This window comes from Nonomuraea sp. WAC 01424 (assembly GCF_003947315.1).
In the GTDB taxonomy this organism is placed as follows: Bacteria; Actinomycetota; Actinomycetes; order Streptosporangiales; family Streptosporangiaceae; genus Nonomuraea; species Nonomuraea spiralis.
In genome coordinates this window covers 155,840-174,987 of the sequence record NZ_QHHZ01000016.1, presented here as the reverse complement: position 1 = coordinate 174,987, position 19,148 = coordinate 155,840, and the positions used below count along the sequence as shown (strand labels likewise).

Below are 19,148 nucleotides of genomic sequence, written 5' to 3'. Positions count from 1 at the left end.
TCAGCCGCGGAAGGCGTCGGCGTGCTCCCGCGCCCACTCCGCGAAGTCGCGCGCGTCCCGGCCGGTGATCTCACGGACGGTCGGGACGACCGTGTAGCCGACCTCCGGCGTGTTGCCGAGCGCGCCGACGAGGAACTCGATGGTCTGCTCGCCCATGCCGTCGGCGCGCCACTTGGCCCGCGCCTCGTCCACGGTGAGCTCGACGAACTCCACGTCCTTGCCGACGGCCTCGCTCAGGATGGCGACCTTCTCCTTGAGGGTGATCGCGCGGGGGCCGGTCAGCACGTACGTCCTGCCGCCGTGGCCGCCCTCGGCCAGGACCGTCGCGGCCACCGCGGCGATGTCGCGCTCGTGCACCAGCGCGCTCAGGCGCTCGCCGAACGGCTCCTTGATGACGCCCTCGGTCCTGATCGTGTGGGCCCACCACTGAAGGGTGTTGGCCATGAACTCGACCGGGTGGAGCAGCGTCCACTCCAGGTCGGTGGCGGCGAGGGCCTGCTCCAGCTCGCCGTCCTCGCGGCCGCCGAGCACGGTGACCCGGCGTACGCCCGCCTTGACGGCCAGCTCGGCCAGCCCGGCGCCGTCGGGGAGCGGGGAGTAGTCGTCGCCGGCGAAGTTGATGAAGTGCACCCCGGTGACGCCCTCGAAGGCGGCGGCCAGGGACGCGGGCTCGGCGAGGTCTCCGCCGACGACCTCGACGCCCTCGGGGAAGGCGGCCTTGGCGGGGTTCCTGGTCAGGGCCCGGACCTGCTGGCCGGCCTGAAGCAGCTCCTCGACGACGAGACGGCCGACGGTTCCGGTGGCACCGGTGACGAGGATGGTCATGGCAAACCCCAATTCATGTGGAACGGAATGTTCTGCTCTTACTATAGCAGAACGGAACACTTCATTCCATGTAGTTCTTGAGGCTGATCGCCACGGCCGCCCGGTGGATCGCCCCGGCGACACGCTCGACGACCTTCTCCTTGCCCGGCAGGTACGGCAGCAGCTTCAACATCCTCATCTGGATCCAGATCGCCAGCCGTGAGCCGATCACCATGCCCTTGACGTTCGCCGGGCCGAGCTCCTGGTTGACCCGTACGAACTCGCGCATCTCCCGCTCGTAGCCGGCCACGCCGCCGCGCCGGGCCAGCTCGCCCGCCAGCACGTACGCCCCCACGATCGCCAGGCTCGTGCCCTGCCCCGAGGCCGGCGAGGCGCAGTACGCGGCGTCCCCGACCAGCACGACCCGGCCCTTCGACCACTGGTCCATGTGCACCTGGCTGACCAAGTCGAAGTAGAAGTCGTCGGCGCCGCGCACCGCGCCGAGCAGCGCGGGCACTTCCCATTCGGCCCCCGACATGGCCTCGGTCAGCAGGTCCTTCTGGTGGCCGACGTCGCGGTGGTCGTAGGCGAGCGGCTGAGAGGCCCACATGAACAGGGCCTTGGCGTCGCCGTCCCGTCCGGTGCTGTAGACGTTGGCGGTCCTGCCGGGGCTCGCGTGCACGGCCTCCTCGCGGTCCAGGCCGAGCGTGTTGGGGACGGTGCAGATCGAGATGTAGTAGCCCAGGTCGCGGACGAACCCGGCGTCCTCGCCGAAGGCGATCCTGCGCACGTTGGAACGCATGCCGTCCGCGCCCACAACCAGGTCGAAGCGGCGCGGCGCCGCGTGCTCGAAGGTGACCCGGCCGTCGTCGGCGATGGCGGTGACGGAGTCGCCGAAGAGGTATTCGACGTCGTCGCGGGTGAGGTCGTACAGGAGGTCGTTGAGGTCGCCGCGCATGATCTCGACGTCGTCGCCCGTACGCCCGCCGAACAGGTCGGCGTCCATGGTGGCCAGCGGCCTGCCCTTGCGGTCGTAGTGGGTGGCCACGCGCATGTCGGTGGCGCGGGCGGTGACCGCGCCCGTGAGGCCCATGCGGCCGATCACGTCGAGGGCGGCGCCCCGGATGTCCACCTTGTAGCCGCCCTCGCGGACGGCCGGGGCGCGCTCGACGACGGTGACGGTGAAGCCGTGGCGGCGCAGCCAGTAAGCCAGCGAGGTGCCGGCGATGCTCGCGCCGGAGATCAGGCGCTGTTCCAGGACGTACGGGCGGAGACGGACCCGGAGCGGGCCCGGCTGGTGGGCTCGTTGTACCAGGCCATGTTGACCGGGTTCCTGGCGCAATGGCTGCTCGACCCGGACAGCGCGTTGTCGGGGCACGAGGTCGCCGAGGCCCTGCGCCTGGTGGGCGGCGGGTCGTAGCGTACGGCCCGCCGCGAGGGCCTCAGAAGGCGCTTATCGTGGCGGGGGCGCGCTCGGCCCTGCTGAGGGTGCGGATGACCGCCGTCGCGCCGTGCCGGTGGACCGCCAGACGGGCCAGCAGCTCCACCACGGGCTCGTTGATCGACGGCGGCAGCTCGGGGGTGCCGATGCCCACGCTCGCGGCCAGGTCGTCGGAGTGCACGACCAGCTCCATCACCCTGGTGAGCAGGAAGTCGTCCAGCCGCAGCGACCAGGCCGCCCACGGCAGCCGTACGACCCGGTCCTCGGGCTCGGCGGGCAACTCGGTCAGCAGTCGGTCGAGCAGCGCCTGCGTACGCTCGACGAGCGCGGCGTGCCCGTCGGCGGCGGCGGCCTGCCCGCCCGCCCGGACGCTGACGTTGCTCTCGTGGTCGAGGCCCGCCTGAACCCACGGCGACCTCGTGTAGTGCTCGATGAGCGGGATCGGCTCGTCGGCCTTCTCGCCGGAGTCGAGCACGTCGATGACCCGGACGATCTGGTGGGCCAGATGCCCGGCCAGCCCCGCGACACTGAACTCGGTCAGCGCGCTCGGCTTGTCCCACGCCGTCCGTACGGCCGGGTCGCGCAGCAGCGAGACCGCCGACGTCGCGGCCATCAGATAGGACTGCCTGATCTCCGCCATATGCCGCCCTTTCCCCGGTTCGGGTGGTAAGTCGGGCCCAAGACTATCCCCGGCCACCGACCGTGAGGGCCGCCGTCCTGCCCACTGAGACACCGCCGCCGTCAGGCGTCGTCGCGGCTCTCCGCCAGCGTCTTCCCGATCGCGGACCTGACGAAGGCCCGCGTCAGCCGGCCCCTCCTGAACCGGCTCAGGACCGGCCGGGGGGTGTCGTACCGGCGGGCCCGTACGTCGGCCAGCACGACCTCCGGCGCGCCCATCCCGGCCAGCACGTCGAGCGCCTCGCGCTTGGTGATCAACCGGTTCTCCCGCAGCGTGACCGAGGCCCGCGCGACGGTCAGCAGGCCGAGGTCCACCCAGACGTCCCGCAGCCAGCGCCGGCGTCCCATGGTCTTGTCCAGCCAGAACAGGCGCAGGTCCGTACGGACGAACTCGGCCAGCTCGGCGTCGGAGACCGGCGGCAGCAGCTCGGCGGGCGGCGGCCCGGCCAGCACGAGAGGGGCCGTGTGCAGCTCGCGGCGGGTCACGGCGGTGACCCGGCGGCGGAAGATCTGCTCGTGGGCCCACGTGACGTGCTCGGCCGGCAGGTCCGCCAGCTCCTCCAGGGACATGTAGGAGCAGTGGAGCAGGTCGGCGAGCGGCAGGCCGAGCCCCCGGTGCAGCCCCTTGATCCGGCGCCACTGCTCCATCGTGACCGGTGTCTCGACGATCGCGATCAGGTCGAGGTCGCTGCGCCCGGGCTGATAGTCACCCGCGCCCAGTGAGCCGTGCGCCCACAGGGCGACCAGGGGCACGACCTCGCCCACACCATCACGGAACCGCTGGAGCAGGACGTCTGTGGCCGCATGCATGATGTCCACTATGATCCATTCCCGGCCGTCCCGGAAGATCACCGGGCAGGCCGTCAGGATGTGCCGAACAGCGCGCTCACCGACTCGCCGTCGTGGATCCGCCGCATCGCCTCGGCCAGCGCCGGGGCGATCGACAACACGGTCAGTTTGTCACTGGGCTTGGGCGGGGGCACGGTGTTCGTACAGACGATCTCCATGACCTCCGGGAACGCGCTCAGCCGCTCGATCGCACCGCCCGCGAACAGCCCGTGCGTACAGGCCAGGCGGACGGAGTTCACGCCCTGCTCGCGCAGGCGGCCGAGCAGCTCGACGACCGTGCTGCCCTTGGCGATCTCGTCGTCGAGGATGATCACGTCCTTGCCCGCCACCTCGCCGATGACCGAGCTGATCACCACGCGGTCGTCGGGGAAACGTTGTTTGGCGCCCATGGCGACGCCGGTGCCGAGCAGCCGGGCGAAGTGCGCGGCCTCCTTGGCGTTGCCCAGGTCGGGGGAGACGACGACGGTGTTCGACAGGTCGTAGCGGCGGAAGTGCGCGGCCAGCTCGCGCAGCGCGTGCAGGTGGTCGACGGGGACGCTGAAGAAGCCGTGCACCTGCGGCGAGTGCAGCGTCATGGCCAGTACGCGGTTGGCGCCCGCGGCCACCATCAGGTCGGCGACCAGCCGCCCGCCGATGGAGATGCGCGGCGCGTCCTTCTTGTCCGAACGGGCGTAGGCGTAGTGCGGCAGGACGACGGTCGTCCTGGCCGCGGAGGCGGCGTCGGCCGCGTCGATCATGAGCAGCAGCTCGACCAGGTTCTCCTGGGTCGGCGGCACCAAGGGTTGGATGAGGAACACGTCACGCTCCCGGCAATTGGCCTGGAGCTGCACTTCAAGCGCGTCGTTGGCGAAGCGGTCGACCTTGACGGGATGGAGCTTCGTGCCGAGGTGGGAGCAGATCTCCTCGGCGAGCTCGGGGTGGGCAGTTCCACTGAAGACCGTGATGTCTCGCACGATTCACAAAGGATAGCTTCACGGGCTCACATAGTGGTGAAGGAGAGCGGGTTCGCCGGCGGCGTTGAGCCATCGTGCGCGGCTGCTGCGGACGCGGCGCCAGCCCAGCCGCTCGTAGAGCGCGATGGCGGCCCGGCCCTCGTGGGAGACCTCCAGGAGCACGGGCGTGCCGGCGGCCTCGCGTACGGTGGCGAGCAGGAGCGGGGCCAGCCCGCGGCCCCTCGCGGCGGGCGCGACGAAGAGTCGTGTGACCTCCGGGCCCTCGGGGGTGTCGGCCAGGCCCACGTGGCCGAGCACCCGGCCGTCCTCGTACGCCACCCAGGCGCGCAGGAGGCCGTGGGGCGTCAGCCAGCCTTGGGGGTCGCCCGGCCAGTCGACGGGGTAGCGGTCGGCGGCGTGCACCAGGGCCAGGGCCTCGGCGCAGGCGTCGAGATCGGCCGGCGTCCGATGGCGAACCGCCACTCCGCCGCCTTCGCGGGTCGTCACGTCTGGGCTCTCACGGGTCGTCACGTCTGGGCTTTCATGGGTCGTCACGTCTGGGCTTTCATGGGTCGTCACGTCTGGGCTTTCATGGGTCGTCACGTCAGCAACTCGACGGTGAGGGCGTCGAGGTCGGGGAGCACGCGCCAGGCGATGGCGAGGGCGTCGTCGTCGGGCGGGTAGTCCGCATGCGGCACGGCGATCACCCGCATGCCGGCCGCGTGCGCCGAGCGCAGCCCGTTGCTGGAGTCCTCGACCGCCACGCAGTCCTTCGGGTAGATCTCCAGCCGCCTGGCCGCCTCCAGGTAACCGTCGGGGGCGGGCTTGCCGCGCGCGACCTCCTCGGTGGAGACCGTGGTCACGAAGTACTCGCGCAGCTCGGACGCGTCCAGCACCACGTCGATGAGCCGCCGCGGCGACGAACTGGCCAGGCCGAGCGTGAACTGGGCGGCCAGCCGCTGCACGGCCTCACGCGCCCCCGGCAGCAGCGGCACGCCGTCCTGGTAGCGCTCGGCCATCTGGTCGATCACGCCCTCGGCGATCTCGTCGGGCGTCAGGCGCACCCCCAGCTCGTGCAGGTAGGCCGCCCACTCGCCGGTGCTCATGCCCATGAGCCTGGACTGCGTGTCGGGCTGCCAGGTGCCGCCGTGGTCGGCGACGTAGGCGCGCCGCACCTGCTCCCAGACGGGTTCGGAGTCGACGAGTACGCCGTCGAGGTCGAACACGCACGCTTCCATGACCACCCCCAGCACGATCGGACTGGAACCACCCAATCACACCGCCGAAGCCGGTACGCCGCCCCGCCCTGCCCTTATTGCCCGAGTTTCATGCTATTGGGGCTGGCTATTGAGCTACGACTTCCCGATCGGGGGCATGCGAGCAGACATGGCAGACCTTCCATTTCATGACACGGGCGACTTCGAGGACGCGGATCGTGGCTTCATCGCGAAGCTGACCCCCGGCGTGGTCACGTCGCGGAACGGCAAGGTCGTCTGGGACAACGACGCCTACACCTTCCTCGACGCCGAATGCCCCGACACCGCCCACCCCAGCCTCTGGCGACAAGCCCAGCTCTGCGTCAAACAGGGCCTCTACCAGGTCACCGACGGCATCTACCAGATCCGCGGCCTCGACCTGTCCAACATGACCCTCATCGAGGGCGACACCGGCGTCGTGATCATCGACCCCCTCATCTCCACCGAATGCGCCGCCGCCGCACTCAGCCTCTACCGCGCCCACCGCGGACCCCGGCCCGTCACCGCCGTCATCTACACCCACACCCACGTCGACCACTTCGGCGGCGTACGCGGCGTCACCACGGGCGACGTCCCCATCCTCGCGCCCACCGGATTCATGGACCACGCCATCTCCGAGAACATCCACGCCGGGCCCGCCATGAACCGCCGCGCCACGTACATGTACGGCCAAACCCTGCCACCGACCACCGGCGGCCAGCTCGGCTGCGGCCTCGGCATGACCACCTCCAGCGGAACCGTCTCCCTCATCCCGCCCACCGTCCACATCACTCACACGGGTCAGGAAGAGACCATCGACGGCATCCGCATCGTCTTCCAGCTCACCCCCGACACCGAAGCCCCCGCTGAGATGAACATGCTCTTCCCCGACCACCGGGCCCTCTGCATGGCCGAGAACGCCACCCACAACCTCCACAACATCCTCACCCTGCGCGGCGCCCCCGTCCGCGACGCCCACCGATGGGCCCGCTACCTCACCGAGACCATCGACCACCTCGCTTCCCACGCCGACGTCGTCTTCGCCTCCCACCACTGGCCCACCTGGGGCACCGCCCAGCTCACGGCCTTCCTCACCGAGCAACGCGACCTGTACGCCTACCTCCACGACCAGACCCTCCGACTCCTCAACAAGGGCCTCACCGGCCCCGAGATCGCCGAACACCTCCGCGTCCCACCCGCCCTCGAACGGGCCTGGCACACCCACGGCTACTACGGCTCGGTCAACCACAACGTCAAAGCCATCTACCAGCGCTACCTCGGCTGGTACGACGGCAACCCCGCCCACCTGTGGGAACACCCGCCGAGGGAGAGCGCCATCCGCTACGTCGAATGCATGGGCGGCGGCGCGGCCGTCGTGGCCTTCGCCAGGAGGTACGTCGAGGAGAACGACCTGCGTTTCGCCGCCCAGCTCCTCAACCACGCGGTCTTCGCCGACGAGGGCAACAAGGCCGCCAGGGACCTGCTGGCCGAGGTCTACACCCGGCTCGGCCACGGCGCCGAGAACGCCACCTGGCGCAACGCGTACCTGACGGGGGCGATGGAACTGACCGACGGCATCGTGCCCACCCCGCTCAGCACCACCTCGCCGGACCTGGTCGCGGCCCTGACCGTGGAGCAGATCCTCGACTCGCTCGCCATCCGCGTGGACGGTCCCAAGGCGTGGCACGAGAGCCTGTCCATCGACTGGCACCTGACGGACCTGGGGGAGCTGCATCGCACCACCCTGTCGAACGGCGTGCTGGTCCAGCGGCTCAACCCCCCGGACGAGCCCGTGGACCTGACGCTCCGCCTGACCCGTACGCAGCTGCTCGGCTTGGTGGCCGGGAAGGGTGTGGAGGGGGTGGAGCGGGAAGGGGACATCACGGCCCTCCAGCGGCTGGTCGCCGTCCTCGACTCACCGACCCGCGACTTCGCCATCGTGACCCCATGAGCCGTCGCGACCCCATGGGCCGTCGCGACCCCATGGGCCGTCGTGACGACATGGGCCGTCGCGACCCCATGACCGGTCCGCACCCGCCGGGGCGGCCTGTCTCGGCGCAGCTCATCCGGCGCTTCTCCGTCGGGACGCTGTCGTGCGCCCTCATCAGCGACGGCCAGATGGAACCTCCGTGGGAGCCCGCGCTGGCCGACTTCTTCACCCCCGACGCCGGCGTACCGGAGGACGAGCTGCGCGCGGCCGAGCAGCACGAGGAGCACGGGCGCACCACGCTGGCCTGCGGCTACAACTGCCTGTGCGTGGAGACCTCGGCCGGACTCGCGGTGATCGACACCGGCCTCGGCCGGAACTTCCTCGGCTACGGCCCGGACATCTCACCCCTGGTCGGCCAGCTCGGCGCCGGGCTGCGCGCGCTCGGGTTCACGGCCGCCGACCCGGCCGCCGTCGTCCTCACCCACCTGCACGAGGACCACGCGCGCGGAGCCGTCTGGTCGGGCCGTCCGACCTTCCCCGAGGCGACCGCGTTCGCGCACTCGGCGGAGATCGCCTACTGGTCGGACGCCGCCTCGCAGGCCCCCGGCGAGCAGCGCGGCCCGGCACAGGAGGCGATCAGGCTCTTCGGCGAACGGCTGCGCCCGGTCGAGTACGACACCGAGATCCTGCCCCATGTGCACACCGTGAACGCCGCCGGTCACACGCCGGGGCACATGGCCGTCCTGCTGAAGTCAGGACGGGAGCGGCTGCTCTGCGTGGGCGACTCCTTCTACGACCGGCTCCAGCTCAGCCACCCCGAGTGGCGCACCCCATGGGACTTGGACGGCGAGCGCTCGGTGCGCAGCCGCCGCCGGATCCTGGAACGGGCGGCGGCCGAACACCTGCCGGTGCACGCCTACCACATGCCCTTCCCGGGCCTGGGCCTGGTCGAACGCCAGGGATCGGCGTTCAGGTGGAAACCGATTCTGTTCTGATCCCATCGGCCTCTCAGAGCTTGTACAGCTTGTTGAACGGTGTCGGGATCCGCTCCTGCCGTGAACCGAAGTCGACCAGTACGGCGACATCGTCCTCCACCCCGATGACGACCCCGAGGCCGTAACGGTCGTGGCTCACCCGGTCGTGCATGTCGAACCGCTCGGCGGGTGGGGCCGGAGGCGGCGGCTTGAAGGGACTTGTGGGCAGGTGACGACGAGAATCGCCGCTAGCTCGCTTCATCTCCTCCAGTATGCGCCCCCTTGAGGGATACTCGGGATCGAACCTCGCTTTTCACACCCGTACGGACTCGGCGTGCGAGCGTGGGCGGGTCGTCGTGGGCAGGCGTACGAACCGCAGGAAAGCCGGCAGCAACCACGGACGGCGCCCCCAGACGGCGAGTTTGCCGGTGAGCGCGGCGCGCGTCCTGGAGACGCGGCCGAACAGCAGGAGGTTCAGTGTCGCCGGGTCGAACCGCACGTGCGCGTCCACTCCCGCGTCCACCTCGGCCACTGACACCCGCCCGTGGTCGAGCACCAGCGCCGCCGGCGCGGTGTGCGCGGAGTGGAACCCGACGGCGATCCGGCGGCGCGGCGCGGGCGAGCCGGTGTCCATCAGGCTTCCGTAGTCGTTCCTGATCATCCCGACGAGGAACAGGTCGAAGAACAGGCCGGCGTCCCGCGCGGGCAACGCCCATGGGGTACGGGTCGCGCGGGCGACGTCCCAGCCGTGCAGCAGCAACTCGTTCACCAGGTGGGCCAGCACGCCCGCGATGGGCACCCGCGCGTCGCCGAGCCACGGGACCGGCGTCGCCGGGTCGACGTCGGCGGTGGCGCGCAGGATCTCCCGGATGTCGTCGCGCAGCCGGTCGGCCAGGACCAGCGGGTCGCGTTCGGCGGAGTGCCCGAACGCCAGCTCGTTGAGCGTGCTCACCGTGTCCACGTTGGCGCCGAGAATCGCCTCCTCCAGCCCCGGGAACGGCGACGGCACCTCGCCCGGACGCACTGTGGAGGTGTAGAGCGTGGCGATCATGCCGACGTGGGCGGCGGTCTCGGCGACGGTCCATTCCCCGGTCGCCATGGTGTGGGGGTCGACGATGGAGATCAGCTTCGCGAACCGGTCGCCGGTCGCCTTGAGCGAGCCGCGCGCCGACGCCCATTTGTCGTACGTGATGTGCCCGGCCATGTTCACTCCCTTCCGCTCAGCGGGTGGGGTCACGATCACGGTAACCCGGGTGATCTGGCCAGGTTTCTCAAGGAATGCTCCCTTTCGGGGCTGTCGTGGGTGCGGAGCATGCCGTGGAAAAGCAGTGGCGTCCCGTCACGCCCGGCAGTTCACTTTGATCACCCATCCTCAGAGGGAGATCCATGATCGTAATCTCGGCCGCGTCGGGCGCGCTCGGCCGTCTCGTCATCGACCGGCTGCGTACCAGGGCGGACGTCGTCGCCGCCGTACGCGATCCCGCGCGGGCCCCGGAAGGCGTACCGGTGCGGCGGGGCGACTACGACGACCCGGCGAGCCTGCGTACGGCCTTCGAGGGCGCCGCCCGCCTGCTCCTGATCTCCTCCCCGGAGCTCGACCCCGCCCGCAGGACCGCCCACCACCTGGCCGCCATCGCCGCCGCCGTGGACGTGGGCGTGGGCGCCGTCGCGTACACCAGCTTCCTGGACGCCGACACCGTCGCCACCGGCATGACCGAGGCCCACCACGCCACCGAGCAGGCCCTCATGCGCAGCGGCCTGCCGTACACCGTCCTGCGCCACCCCTTCTACAGCGACGCGTTCGTCCCTAGGGTCACGGACGGCGTACTGGCCGGGAGCACCGGGGGGCGTGGCCTGAACACCGCGTTCCGGTCCGACCTGGCCGAGGTGGCGGCTGACGTACTGACCGGCGAGGGCCACGAGGGCCGTTCCTACGACCTCACCGGACCGCTGTGGACCCACCCGCAACTGGCCGAGGCCCTGGGCGTGCCCTACCGCGAGGTCCCGGACGCCGCCCCCGGCCCGATGGCCTGGCTCAACGCCCGGATCCGCACCGGCGCCCTGGAACGCCAGACCCCGGACCTGGAACGCCTCCTGGGCCACCCCGCCAAGACGATGCTCTCCCACGTCCTGCCATGACAGGTCGCACCGCCGGCGTACCCGGCGAATCGCTCAGCGAACGGGCAGGGGTCAGGGCAGCTCGCGGCGTACCAGAGCCTTGGCGAACGGTTCGCCGGTGGCGCGGGCGTGTGCCATTCGGGCGCGGGCCGCACTGAGCGTGCGCGGACGGTAGCCGGGTCCGCCGCAACAACTCTTGTGGAACCGGACGTCCGCGTGCAGCAACAGCGAGAGCACCCGCCACGCCGCGGTGTCCCGCCGGCGCGGGGCCGCGAAGGCGGAACCCACATGGATCAGCGACTCGCCGCACCGCGGGCACGTCCGGCCCTTGTCCCCGGGGAGTGGATAAGGCTGCTTGTACGAGGCGCGGCAAGGCAGACAGACGAACGACGTCTTCGCATGACCCATACGCCCAGGGTAGCTTTGCCCGGCAGAAATTCCGCGTCGCCGAGCAAGCCGGGAAACCGTCGTGTACGAGCCGCATGGATGAGCTTCCCGTCGTCGTACGCGGGCGCCCTTGCCCCTTGCGGAGTTACCCGGCAGCCTGCTGTGCCTCCGCGAGGATTGCCACGAGGTCGGTCACCAGCTCGGGGCCGGCGGCGATCGTCGCCTGGGAGGCCATGTCGTGCGGGCTGCCGTCGAGATCGACCACCACGGCTCCCGCCTCGCGGGCGATGACGACGCCCGCAGCGGTGTCCCATGGGTTGTTGCTGAGCATGACGTTGGCGTCGATCCTGCCGTCGGCCACCCATGCGAGATCGATCGCGGCCGAGCCGAACATCCGGACACGCTGGACGCGGGCGGCCAGTCCTTCCGTCAGGGCGAATCGGGGTCTGTTGCGTTCCGGCGCGTTCTCGCCGACCGCGTAGTCGCCGAGGGCGACGATGGCGTCCCGCAGGTCTCGGGCGCCGCTCACCTGGATGTGCGATCCGTTGGCCCTCGCACCGGCACCTTCAGCGGCCGAGTAGCTGAGGTTCAGGAACGGCAGCCCGATGACCCCGAGCAGGGACGTGTCCCCGTCGACCAGGCCCAACGAGACTCCGCACAACGGGATGCCGTGGAGGAAGTTCGCCGTGCCGTCCACGGGGTCCAGCACCCACGTCAAGCCTTCGCCCGCCCGGCTCGTGCCCTCCTCCTCGCCGAGGAAGCCGATCTCGGGCGTCTCGCGCGACAGGAACTCTCGTACGGCGTGTTCCACGGCGAAATCCACCTCCGTGGCCATGTCACGGTCGCCCTTGGCGGTGACGACGCCCGGAGCCTTGCTCGTGATGATCGCGCCGGCGATCGACGCGGCTTGCTCGGCGACGGGAAGAAGTGTTCGGACGTCGATGGTCATGCAGGTCGGCTCCGCTCTCGCGTACAGGGTGGAACCAATACTCGACGACGACTCCCACCCACGAGAGACCACCCTGCCGGTCGTCATCCATGCAGCGACCTGTACGAGGCGATCGAAGCCGGCGGCGCGGCCGGCGCGGCCACGATCGCGCTCGCCATCCTCGACGAGCGGGAACGCGACCTCTGACACCCGCCGGCTGATCTACCCCACCCACCACCAGCCGTCGCCCAGGTCCCGTACGGGGCTGCCGAGGTCGCCGGACGCGGTCTGGACGAGCGTCCGGGAGGTCGGCGGGGCCGGCAGGTGGGCGATCCCGCTGCCGGTCTCCGCTCGCCAGTCCTCGAACACCGGAAGGTAGAGCACCTCTCCCTGCTGCTGCACCTGGCCGTCCATCGACAGGTACTTCATCCACCACGGCACCGTGAGTGGCCGGCCGCTCTCGTGCTCCGCGACAAGAGCGGCGAACTCGTCCCGGTGCAGCCAGAACTGGCTGTCGATGTAGAGGTCTGCCAGTCAATCCTGAAGATGACCACCCCCAGGAGCACCGCGATCGTCAGCGTGACGAAGGAACGTACGTACCGCTTGAGCGACAGGTAGGTCATCACCGCGGCGAAGGACCAGAGAACGGCCCATGCCCAGGCCGCCGCGATCGCCGGCATGCTGAACCACCAGATCGCCTGGAACAACGGCAACCACAGGCAGGACACGACGGTCAGCACCAGCCATCCGGCCGATGCCATGGTGACCGTCCATCTGGCCTGGCGGGGCTTCTTCGTCGCGGGACGCATGGACGAAGTCTGTGGTCGTGGGCGTGCCGCGGACCAGGTCCGCCGACACACCCTCACACCATTCGCACGACTTCTCCACATCATGATCCGGCGTTCTGGTCGTTCACCTGGACGGTTGACGGGGAGCGAGGCCACGTGTGATCCTCGGCTCACCGTTCTGGACGCTGGATTCTGTTTTGTGGGTGCGCGGTCGCCGTGCATGATGCGTTGCAGGCTCCAGCGACAGACACCGATGCCGAGAGGTGGCTCTGTCGTGTCCCTGCCCTTCGCTGTCCTGATCCCGGTTCTGCCCTGGCTGGTGCTCGGTTCTGTGGCGCTCGTACGTGCGCGGCGGGAGGACATCCCGACGATCGTTCGTGCTCTCGCCCGATGGGGACGCCGCTGACAACACGGAAGCCGCAGTGTCCCGGGTACCACTACGCGGTCCTCTCTGGAGGCCACGTGGAGACGACCTCTCGCCGGGAAGATCGACCGGCTGCTCCTCATCGGCTCACACGATGGCCGGCCCGCCTTCTGCTTCCTCATGCGGGACGTCGACGGCGTCCCGTCACTCTCGAGCAACTGAACCTGTCCCCCGAGCCGCGCACGCTGACTCGTAGGAACCCGGTCGGTCGCGAAGGGGCTGACCTGCGAATGTAACCCTTTTGTCGGTTCTCACCAAGCAGGGGCGAATCGATGAAGGGAGCATGACCGGTGCGTCGTAAACAGGCGGAGATAGCCACAGATCCTGTGGCCTTCGAGGCCTTCTATCGGCGGAACGTCGATGCGGTCACCCGATTCCTCGCCCGCCGCGTGGACGACCCGCACACGGTCGCCGACCTGGTGGCCGAGGTGTTCGTGGCAGTGCTCGACTCGGCCCACACCTACCGAGCCGAGCTGGGCTCCGAGATCGCCTGGCTCTACGGCGTGGCACGCAAGACGATCTCCGCCGAGCGGCGGAGGGCGTACAAGCAGTACCAGCTGACGGACCGGGTGAGCGGACGACGCTCGCTCGCCACCGACGACGTCGCCAGGCTCGAGGAGCGCATCGACGCGGAGCGGCACGCCAGGCAGGTGTTCGAGGCCATGGCCGAGTTGCCGAAGGGGGAGCGCGCCGTACTGGAGCTGGTCGTGATCGACCAGCTCACAGTCACGGAGGCAGCGCTCGCCCTCGGAATCCGGCAGAGCGCCGCCAAGGTACGCCTGCACCGCGCCCGCCGGACACTGCGGAACCTGCCCTTCGTCATGAGTGGAGCATCAGGATGACATTCGAGGAGCAACTGCTGATGGAACTCAAGGCCGAGATAGCGGGCCGCGCAGAGCGCCACCGCCGCGTCACCCGCCGACTGTACGCGGGAGGCGTGGTGGGCCTCCTCGCCGCGGCGGCCGCGTTCGCCGTCCCCATGCTGACGGGGACGGAGACCCCCGCGTACGCCGTGAGCAAGAACACCGACGGCACAGTGCGAGTGGAGATCAACGAGTTCAAGGACGCCGACCAGCTGGAGCAGGACCTGCGCGCGGCAGGCGTCACGGCCGACATCAGCTACCTCCCGTCCGGCAAGGAGTGCAAGACCGGCCGGGGGAAGACGGTGGGCGCGGTGACGGCCATGGGACCGGGCCCAGACGCGGCGGCCCGCATGCGCGACGGCGGCCTCGACATCAATCCCCGGCACATCGGCAAGGACCAGACACTGGTGCTGGAGTTCGCCGGCACGGAAGAGGAGACCGCCGAGACGCGTAAGCAGGAGGTGTTGTGGCGGCTGACGGCATCCATGATCACTGGCCAGGTCGGGCCCTGCGTCACGATCGAAGACCCGACGTGGAACGGCGGCAGCCGAAACTGACGTGAGCCTGCCCAAGGCTCGCCCCTGACGGACACCCGTGTGCGGCGCCGCGCCGCCGGCTTCGACGGATGAGCACCCAGCCCCTGTCCCGAGGTTGTCCGGCCCAGCTCAGCTCAGCTCGATGAGTGGCTTCCGCGCACCCACCATGGACGGCTCACATCCAGAGACGCCGGGGCAATGGCGTGGGGCGGGTGACCGCCGTCCTCAAGTCACACACCGATCCTGCTCGCGGCACGCAGCGGGGCGAATTTGCCGCACACCCGGGACGCGGCATGATCCGCCCACCGGACTTCCGCGAGCGCATGGAGACGTACGCCGAGAGCGGCGGATCTCCCTTCCATGATCTCCGTCACACCGCAACACCGTTGTGGTCCGATCCTGCGCGGTCCCACGAGACCTGTTGCCCCGCAGGGGGCACTTTCCACGAGGACCACCGGGCCCGGAAGATCGAAGAAGCCGTAGAAGCGCTCAAAGCCAGGTCGAGGACCAACCCTTGACCTGGCTTCTCGCCCTTGGAAGGGGAACGGGAATCGAACCCGCGCTGCCAGCTCGGGAATTGCCGGGATCTCGGCTTGTCAGGGGCGTTCGCCTGGGGCTGGGGCCAGTCCTGAGTGACCGTGGTTGACTCCTTGTACCCCGGCTAACGGTACGACGATCACAGCTGCGAACAGGGATTCGTTCTGTCGGCCCTCTGCTCTACGGTGTGCCACTACGACTCGTCTGTTGTGATCGGAGTGGTGAGCATGGGGTTGACGACGCCCTCGGCGCCGTTCGATGTAGCAGCTGTCTTTCCTGAACTGGCCGGCCAGCGCCGGACCACGGTTCGGCTGCATCCGCGTCCGGGAAAGCCAGCCATCACGGACAGCTCCATGGGCGGGCCGTTGTTGTGGCCTGCGGATGAGGCTTGGCCAGCCTGTCCTGATCCGCTGTCTCATGATCCCTCGGAAGGCCGGGATCCACTTCCGCTGGTCCCCGTCATGCAGCTTTCCGCTCGAGATGTTCCCGAACTGCCCTTCCCTGATGGCACCGACACCCTCCAAGTGTTGTGGTGCCCGCTCGATCACGAGCCGTACTTTCAGCCTCATGCGATCGTGCGCTGGCGGAAGGCGGAAGAGATCGGGAGTTTGCTCATCAAGGCCCCCGAGCCAGATCCTGACAGCGACGACTCGTATCTCCCTACGGCTTGCGTCCTGTCGCCGGAGCGGGTGGAGGAGTACCCGGATGGTTGGGAACTTCCCCCTGAGCTCAGGGCTCGGATCTGGGCATGGGAAAAGGATGCCTCGAACCCTGACGGCTGGAGTTACTTCTCGCATCTCTCAGCTGCTCCAGGGAGCAAGGTTGGAGGCTGGGTGGACTGGATCCAGGATCCGGTGCAGTTCGAGTGCGGCAGAGGCCACGAGATGGCACACCTGCTGACCATTGCGAGCTGGGAACTCGACATCGAGAGCAGCAAACGTTGGGCTCCCGTCGAAGACCGTCCACTGCTCACCCCACACGCCCCTCCGGAAGTGCAGAACCCCACCGATCTCATGATCCAGGACGCTGGATCGCTCTACATGTTCGTCTGCCTGGAATGCCCCGAGCGCCCTGTGGACTCCCTCAGCCAAGGATCATGAATTTGGTACGCATGGCGCAGTGAGCCATCCCGTGATCACGAGCAATTCGCGATGCTGGTCCAAAGTGAGGCGTCCGGCAAGCAGGTGGTTGATCTGTGCCAAGCGCTTTCGTGTGCGGTCCCGTAACGTGCCTGTGGGGACAACGGGATAGGCGCGGCACAACAGATCGACGGCCTCGGCGAGGGCTCCCAACGTGCCGGTTCCGACGTCGGATGCCTGGAGTTGCTGGGCGAGTTCCATGTGCCGTACAGGTCGGCTTCGGCTCGTAGGGCGTCGGCCGGGATGACGTGGGCCTCGGTGAGGCGGTTGCCGGTCTGTTTGGTGGGTGAGAAGCCGAGTGCTTTCGGTTCCAGGCCGGTCAGTTGTGTCAGGGCGAGCCGGTACGGCGTGCGGGTCATCGGACTTCGCCGGCCCCCAGCGTCGGACGCGCTCCTCGTCGCAGGCCAGGTGTTCGGCGATGCCGATGGGAGTGGCGTTGATCTGGTCGGCCATCTGGACGCGGGAAAGGTGCTTTGCGTTGCGCCAGGCCCGAAGTCGCACGTTCGGGATGTAGCCGGGCATTCGGGGGTCTTCCTCCCGGCTGAGGGCTCAAAGGGGAGCGTGGGGGCCGTTCAGGGGTCCTGCAGAAACGTGGTGCGGTCGGCGACGCTTCCGGCCGGCCTCGGACGGTTGTGGAGGTCTTGCTCCCGGCAGACAAGCACGAGCTAGAGGACGCCCATCCCATTTCCTAGCATCCGGGCACTCCATGCGCCCGTTCTGGGGGTGCTGTGCAGACCGGCGGATCTTCCTGCCACACATGGTTGCTGCGGCTCTTGTATTGATACATGGCGAAGATGACGAAGATCACCATGCCGAGTACGACGAGCCCGTAGAACCAGGTGCCGCCCTTGTTGTTCAGCACCCAGGCAGTCATCAGACCCACGACGGGTGCTCCGCCTCCGAGTCCGAGCGCCAGGTAGATGAGCACCTGGCCCAGGTCCTCATTCGCCGGTTTGGCTCCCATCAGGGCGAAGCTGTACGTGAAACCCAGCCATCCAAGCACCAGGGTGCCCAGCACCCACACGACTCCTAAGACCAGCAGCGCCGAACCACCTCTGGATTCAGTACGTTCCGGCTCCATGGCAAGAAGTGTTGATCCCGGTCTGTCCTGGATTGGACACGACCGCTTCACGGTCCCGCATCAAACAAGCCCGCCCGGAAGACCTTCGCGGTCAAGACCCTCGCACCAATGTTCCTGACGCGGGCAGAAGCCGAGCGGGCGCTGTGGCGATGATCGACACCGATCAGGCCGACTGTACGCGTGATCGGCGGTTCAGGGCCTTCGTGCTCTTGGCCCCGTTCGCGAGCCTGCGATCGGGCGAGATCGCCGCAGTGACCCGAGCGGATCCCGACATCGACGCAGGCATGGTTCGCGTGCGTCTGGCCTATGTGGAGCGCTGCATTGGTGAGCGCCAGCTCTCGGTCCGCCCAAGCCCAAGGCCGGCCGGCGTCCTGGCCACGGCGCACGATGCGGCGGGAGCCGTGCTGATGGTGCTGGAAGCGGCGTTGCCAGGTGTTCTTCATGAGTTGCAGGATGTCTATCCCGTGACATAGGCCGACTTCGGATGGTGCCGTGCAAGACATTCCTGCTGTCGTCAGTGAAGACCCCCCCAGGAAGAAGTCGTTCTGGCGCAGTCGGAAGGGGGGTTGTCTCTTGGTCGCCCTCCTGTCGCCGGTGATGGCCTTGGGTCTACTCGTACTCCTCTTCATGATCCCTATATGGGTCAATGACGGGAAGCTGGCGGGCATGATCAGCCGGTTCGAGCGTCACCCCCTGCCGCCCAAGACCGAGTGGGTCGGCCAGGGCGAAGGATCCGTCGCGCTTCGCGGCAACGGCAACCACTGTGACTACCTCGCCCGCTTCACGCTTGAGACGGGCCTGAGCATCCCCGAGCTCAAGAACTACTACGACCGGGCGAAAATCGTGGGAATCGACGGAGATCGGCCCTACGTCACGATGCGGGCTCAGCAGGCGTCGAAACCCACCGCCCACGGCGGCCAAGCTGTGATCGTGGAACTGTCCGACAGCACAGACGCGGGCCTGGACCTTCGCTGTCACTGATCCAGTCGAGGCTGCCTGCCGGGTGAGCTGAAACTTCTCCCGCACGCCCAGCTCAATCACTTGTGCGGCAAGTTGAAGGAGCTCCTCTCGGCCCAGTCGGACAAGTGGACGACCGAACATCGGTCTCTCTCGAGAGGAGTGAATCACCATGGCCATCCAGGGCCCGAGCTCGATCGGCTTCGACCAGGTCTTCCCACACAGCCCGTGTTCGAGCCGTACCCGGCCACCGACGATCAGAAGCGGCTGATCGAGTTCAAGGCCGATGTGCAGGTCAAGCGGGATGCCGCCGAACGTCACGGTCAGGACGTGGCCGACCGGGACGAGACGACCGCGGGCATCGAGGCGGAGATCAACGCCGCCGGGATGCGGGGCAATGTCGCCGGCGGCCGAACCGCTTCCAGCCGCTTCCGTTCCACTCGACGGCGGCCCTCTCGCCAAAGGCAAGATCAACTGAACTGGCATGCAGGTGAGAAACGTCTCAGAAAACAATCAAGGCCCGGGGTCGGAAGTCATCCATGACCTG

23 protein-coding genes are annotated in these 19,148 nt (G+C 68.7%); 9 read left to right on the top strand and 14 right to left on the bottom strand.

Annotated elements, in window-relative coordinates:
* From DMB42_RS37975 to DMB42_RS37940, 7 genes are all read right to left on the bottom strand, one after another.
* A complete protein-coding gene (locus DMB42_RS37975; RefSeq protein WP_125643384.1) occupies nucleotides 1–825 on the bottom strand; it encodes an NmrA family NAD(P)-binding protein in 825 nt (274 codons plus the stop codon).
* Between the two features lie 61 nt (nucleotides 826–886).
* Nucleotides 887–2,146: an FAD-dependent monooxygenase gene (locus DMB42_RS37970; RefSeq protein ID WP_260478183.1), complete on the bottom strand. Its 1,260-nt coding sequence runs from the start codon at nucleotides 2,144–2,146 to the stop codon at nucleotides 887–889.
* A 100-nt stretch (nucleotides 2,147–2,246) separates the two neighbouring features.
* Nucleotides 2,247–2,885, bottom strand: coding sequence for a maleylpyruvate isomerase N-terminal domain-containing protein (locus DMB42_RS37960; protein ID WP_125643382.1), 639 nt, complete (start codon nucleotides 2,883–2,885; stop codon nucleotides 2,247–2,249).
* Between the two features lie 101 nt (nucleotides 2,886–2,986).
* Nucleotides 2,987–3,733 carry a nucleotidyltransferase domain-containing protein gene (locus DMB42_RS37955; protein WP_185845073.1) on the bottom strand — a complete coding sequence of 249 codons (747 nt, stop codon included), beginning with the start codon at nucleotides 3,731–3,733 and terminating at the stop codon, nucleotides 2,987–2,989.
* 53 nt (nucleotides 3,734–3,786) lie between these two features.
* A complete protein-coding gene (locus tag DMB42_RS37950; protein ID WP_125643378.1) occupies nucleotides 3,787–4,725 on the bottom strand; it encodes a ribose-phosphate pyrophosphokinase in 939 nt (312 codons plus the stop codon).
* A gap of 18 nt (nucleotides 4,726–4,743) precedes the next feature.
* Entirely contained in the window at nucleotides 4,744–5,211 is a 468-nt protein-coding gene (locus DMB42_RS37945) for a GNAT family N-acetyltransferase (protein WP_221762528.1), read from the bottom strand.
* Nucleotides 5,212–5,303: 92 nt separating this feature from the next.
* The gene (locus DMB42_RS37940; protein WP_260478182.1) at nucleotides 5,304–5,957 is read right to left on the bottom strand and encodes an HAD family phosphatase; all 654 of its coding nucleotides are present in this window, start codon (nucleotides 5,955–5,957) and stop codon (nucleotides 5,304–5,306) included.
* A 133-nt stretch (nucleotides 5,958–6,090) separates the two neighbouring features.
* Between DMB42_RS37940 and DMB42_RS37935 the strand changes: the two genes are divergently transcribed.
* Both DMB42_RS37935 and DMB42_RS37930 read left to right on the top strand, forming a co-directional pair.
* Nucleotides 6,091–7,890 (top strand): alkyl/aryl-sulfatase, encoded by a 1,800-nt coding sequence (locus DMB42_RS37935; protein WP_125643376.1) that lies wholly within the window; start codon nucleotides 6,091–6,093, stop codon nucleotides 7,888–7,890.
* Nucleotides 7,887–8,864 (top strand): MBL fold metallo-hydrolase, encoded by a 978-nt coding sequence (locus DMB42_RS37930; RefSeq protein WP_125643375.1) that lies wholly within the window; start codon nucleotides 7,887–7,889, stop codon nucleotides 8,862–8,864. The genes DMB42_RS37935 and DMB42_RS37930 overlap by 4 nt, the downstream gene beginning before the upstream one ends.
* A gap of 13 nt (nucleotides 8,865–8,877) precedes the next feature.
* Here the strand turns inward: DMB42_RS37930 and DMB42_RS37925 are convergent, their stop codons facing one another.
* Both DMB42_RS37925 and DMB42_RS37920 read right to left on the bottom strand, forming a co-directional pair.
* The gene (locus tag DMB42_RS37925; protein ID WP_125643373.1) at nucleotides 8,878–9,105 is read right to left on the bottom strand and encodes a hypothetical protein; all 228 of its coding nucleotides are present in this window, start codon (nucleotides 9,103–9,105) and stop codon (nucleotides 8,878–8,880) included.
* Nucleotides 9,106–9,156: 51 nt separating this feature from the next.
* Nucleotides 9,157–10,047 (bottom strand): maleylpyruvate isomerase N-terminal domain-containing protein, encoded by an 891-nt coding sequence (locus tag DMB42_RS37920; RefSeq protein WP_125643371.1) that lies wholly within the window; start codon nucleotides 10,045–10,047, stop codon nucleotides 9,157–9,159.
* A gap of 182 nt (nucleotides 10,048–10,229) precedes the next feature.
* Between DMB42_RS37920 and DMB42_RS37915 the strand changes: the two genes are divergently transcribed.
* On the top strand, nucleotides 10,230–10,982 hold the full coding sequence (locus tag DMB42_RS37915) for an NAD(P)H-binding protein (RefSeq protein WP_185845072.1): 753 nt from the start codon (nucleotides 10,230–10,232) through the stop codon (nucleotides 10,980–10,982).
* A 51-nt stretch (nucleotides 10,983–11,033) separates the two neighbouring features.
* On the opposite strand, the gene DMB42_RS54435 is transcribed toward DMB42_RS37915, so the two are convergent.
* From DMB42_RS54435 to DMB42_RS37890, 4 genes are all read right to left on the bottom strand, one after another.
* The gene (locus DMB42_RS54435; protein ID WP_221762527.1) at nucleotides 11,034–11,249 is read right to left on the bottom strand and encodes a hypothetical protein; all 216 of its coding nucleotides are present in this window, start codon (nucleotides 11,247–11,249) and stop codon (nucleotides 11,034–11,036) included.
* Between the two features lie 244 nt (nucleotides 11,250–11,493).
* Nucleotides 11,494–12,297, bottom strand: coding sequence for an inositol monophosphatase family protein (locus DMB42_RS37905; protein ID WP_125643365.1), 804 nt, complete (start codon nucleotides 12,295–12,297; stop codon nucleotides 11,494–11,496).
* 201 nt (nucleotides 12,298–12,498) lie between these two features.
* On the bottom strand, nucleotides 12,499–12,705 hold the full coding sequence (locus DMB42_RS37895) for a hypothetical protein (RefSeq protein WP_125643362.1): 207 nt from the start codon (nucleotides 12,703–12,705) through the stop codon (nucleotides 12,499–12,501).
* Complete coding sequence (locus tag DMB42_RS37890; protein WP_125643359.1) at nucleotides 12,702–13,085, bottom strand: hypothetical protein; 384 nt, start codon at nucleotides 13,083–13,085, stop codon at nucleotides 12,702–12,704. The genes DMB42_RS37895 and DMB42_RS37890 overlap by 4 nt, the downstream gene beginning before the upstream one ends.
* A gap of 729 nt (nucleotides 13,086–13,814) precedes the next feature.
* On the opposite strand from DMB42_RS37890, the gene DMB42_RS37885 reads away from it, so the two are divergent.
* From DMB42_RS37885 to DMB42_RS37875, 3 genes are all read left to right on the top strand, one after another.
* Nucleotides 13,815–14,330, top strand: coding sequence for an RNA polymerase sigma factor (locus tag DMB42_RS37885; RefSeq protein WP_260478181.1), 516 nt, complete (start codon nucleotides 13,815–13,817; stop codon nucleotides 14,328–14,330).
* Nucleotides 14,327–14,908 carry a hypothetical protein gene (locus tag DMB42_RS37880; RefSeq protein WP_125643357.1) on the top strand — a complete coding sequence of 194 codons (582 nt, stop codon included), beginning with the start codon at nucleotides 14,327–14,329 and terminating at the stop codon, nucleotides 14,906–14,908. Before DMB42_RS37885 ends, DMB42_RS37880 begins: the two co-directional genes overlap by 4 nt.
* Before the next feature lie 737 nt (nucleotides 14,909–15,645).
* Complete coding sequence (locus DMB42_RS37875) at nucleotides 15,646–16,524, top strand: DUF1963 domain-containing protein (protein WP_221762526.1); 879 nt, start codon at nucleotides 15,646–15,648, stop codon at nucleotides 16,522–16,524.
* A gap of 727 nt (nucleotides 16,525–17,251) precedes the next feature.
* Here the strand turns inward: DMB42_RS37875 and DMB42_RS37870 are convergent.
* Nucleotides 17,252–17,644 carry a hypothetical protein gene (locus DMB42_RS37870; protein WP_125643354.1) on the bottom strand — a complete coding sequence of 131 codons (393 nt, stop codon included), beginning with the start codon at nucleotides 17,642–17,644 and terminating at the stop codon, nucleotides 17,252–17,254.
* A 149-nt stretch (nucleotides 17,645–17,793) separates the two neighbouring features.
* Here DMB42_RS37870 and DMB42_RS37865 point away from each other — a divergent pair, with 149 nt between their 5' ends.
* The 3 genes from DMB42_RS37865 (at nucleotide 17,794) to DMB42_RS37855 (ending at nucleotide 19,144) form a co-directional block, all read left to right on the top strand.
* Entirely contained in the window at nucleotides 17,794–18,117 is a 324-nt protein-coding gene (locus DMB42_RS37865) for a hypothetical protein (RefSeq protein ID WP_125643351.1), read from the top strand.
* Nucleotides 18,118–18,217: 100 nt separating this feature from the next.
* On the top strand, nucleotides 18,218–18,625 hold the full coding sequence (locus tag DMB42_RS37860; RefSeq protein ID WP_125643348.1) for a hypothetical protein: 408 nt from the start codon (nucleotides 18,218–18,220) through the stop codon (nucleotides 18,623–18,625).
* Between the two features lie 204 nt (nucleotides 18,626–18,829).
* Entirely contained in the window at nucleotides 18,830–19,144 is a 315-nt protein-coding gene (locus DMB42_RS37855; RefSeq protein WP_185845070.1) for a hypothetical protein, read from the top strand.
* The last annotated feature ends 4 nt before the right edge of the window (nucleotides 19,145–19,148 follow it).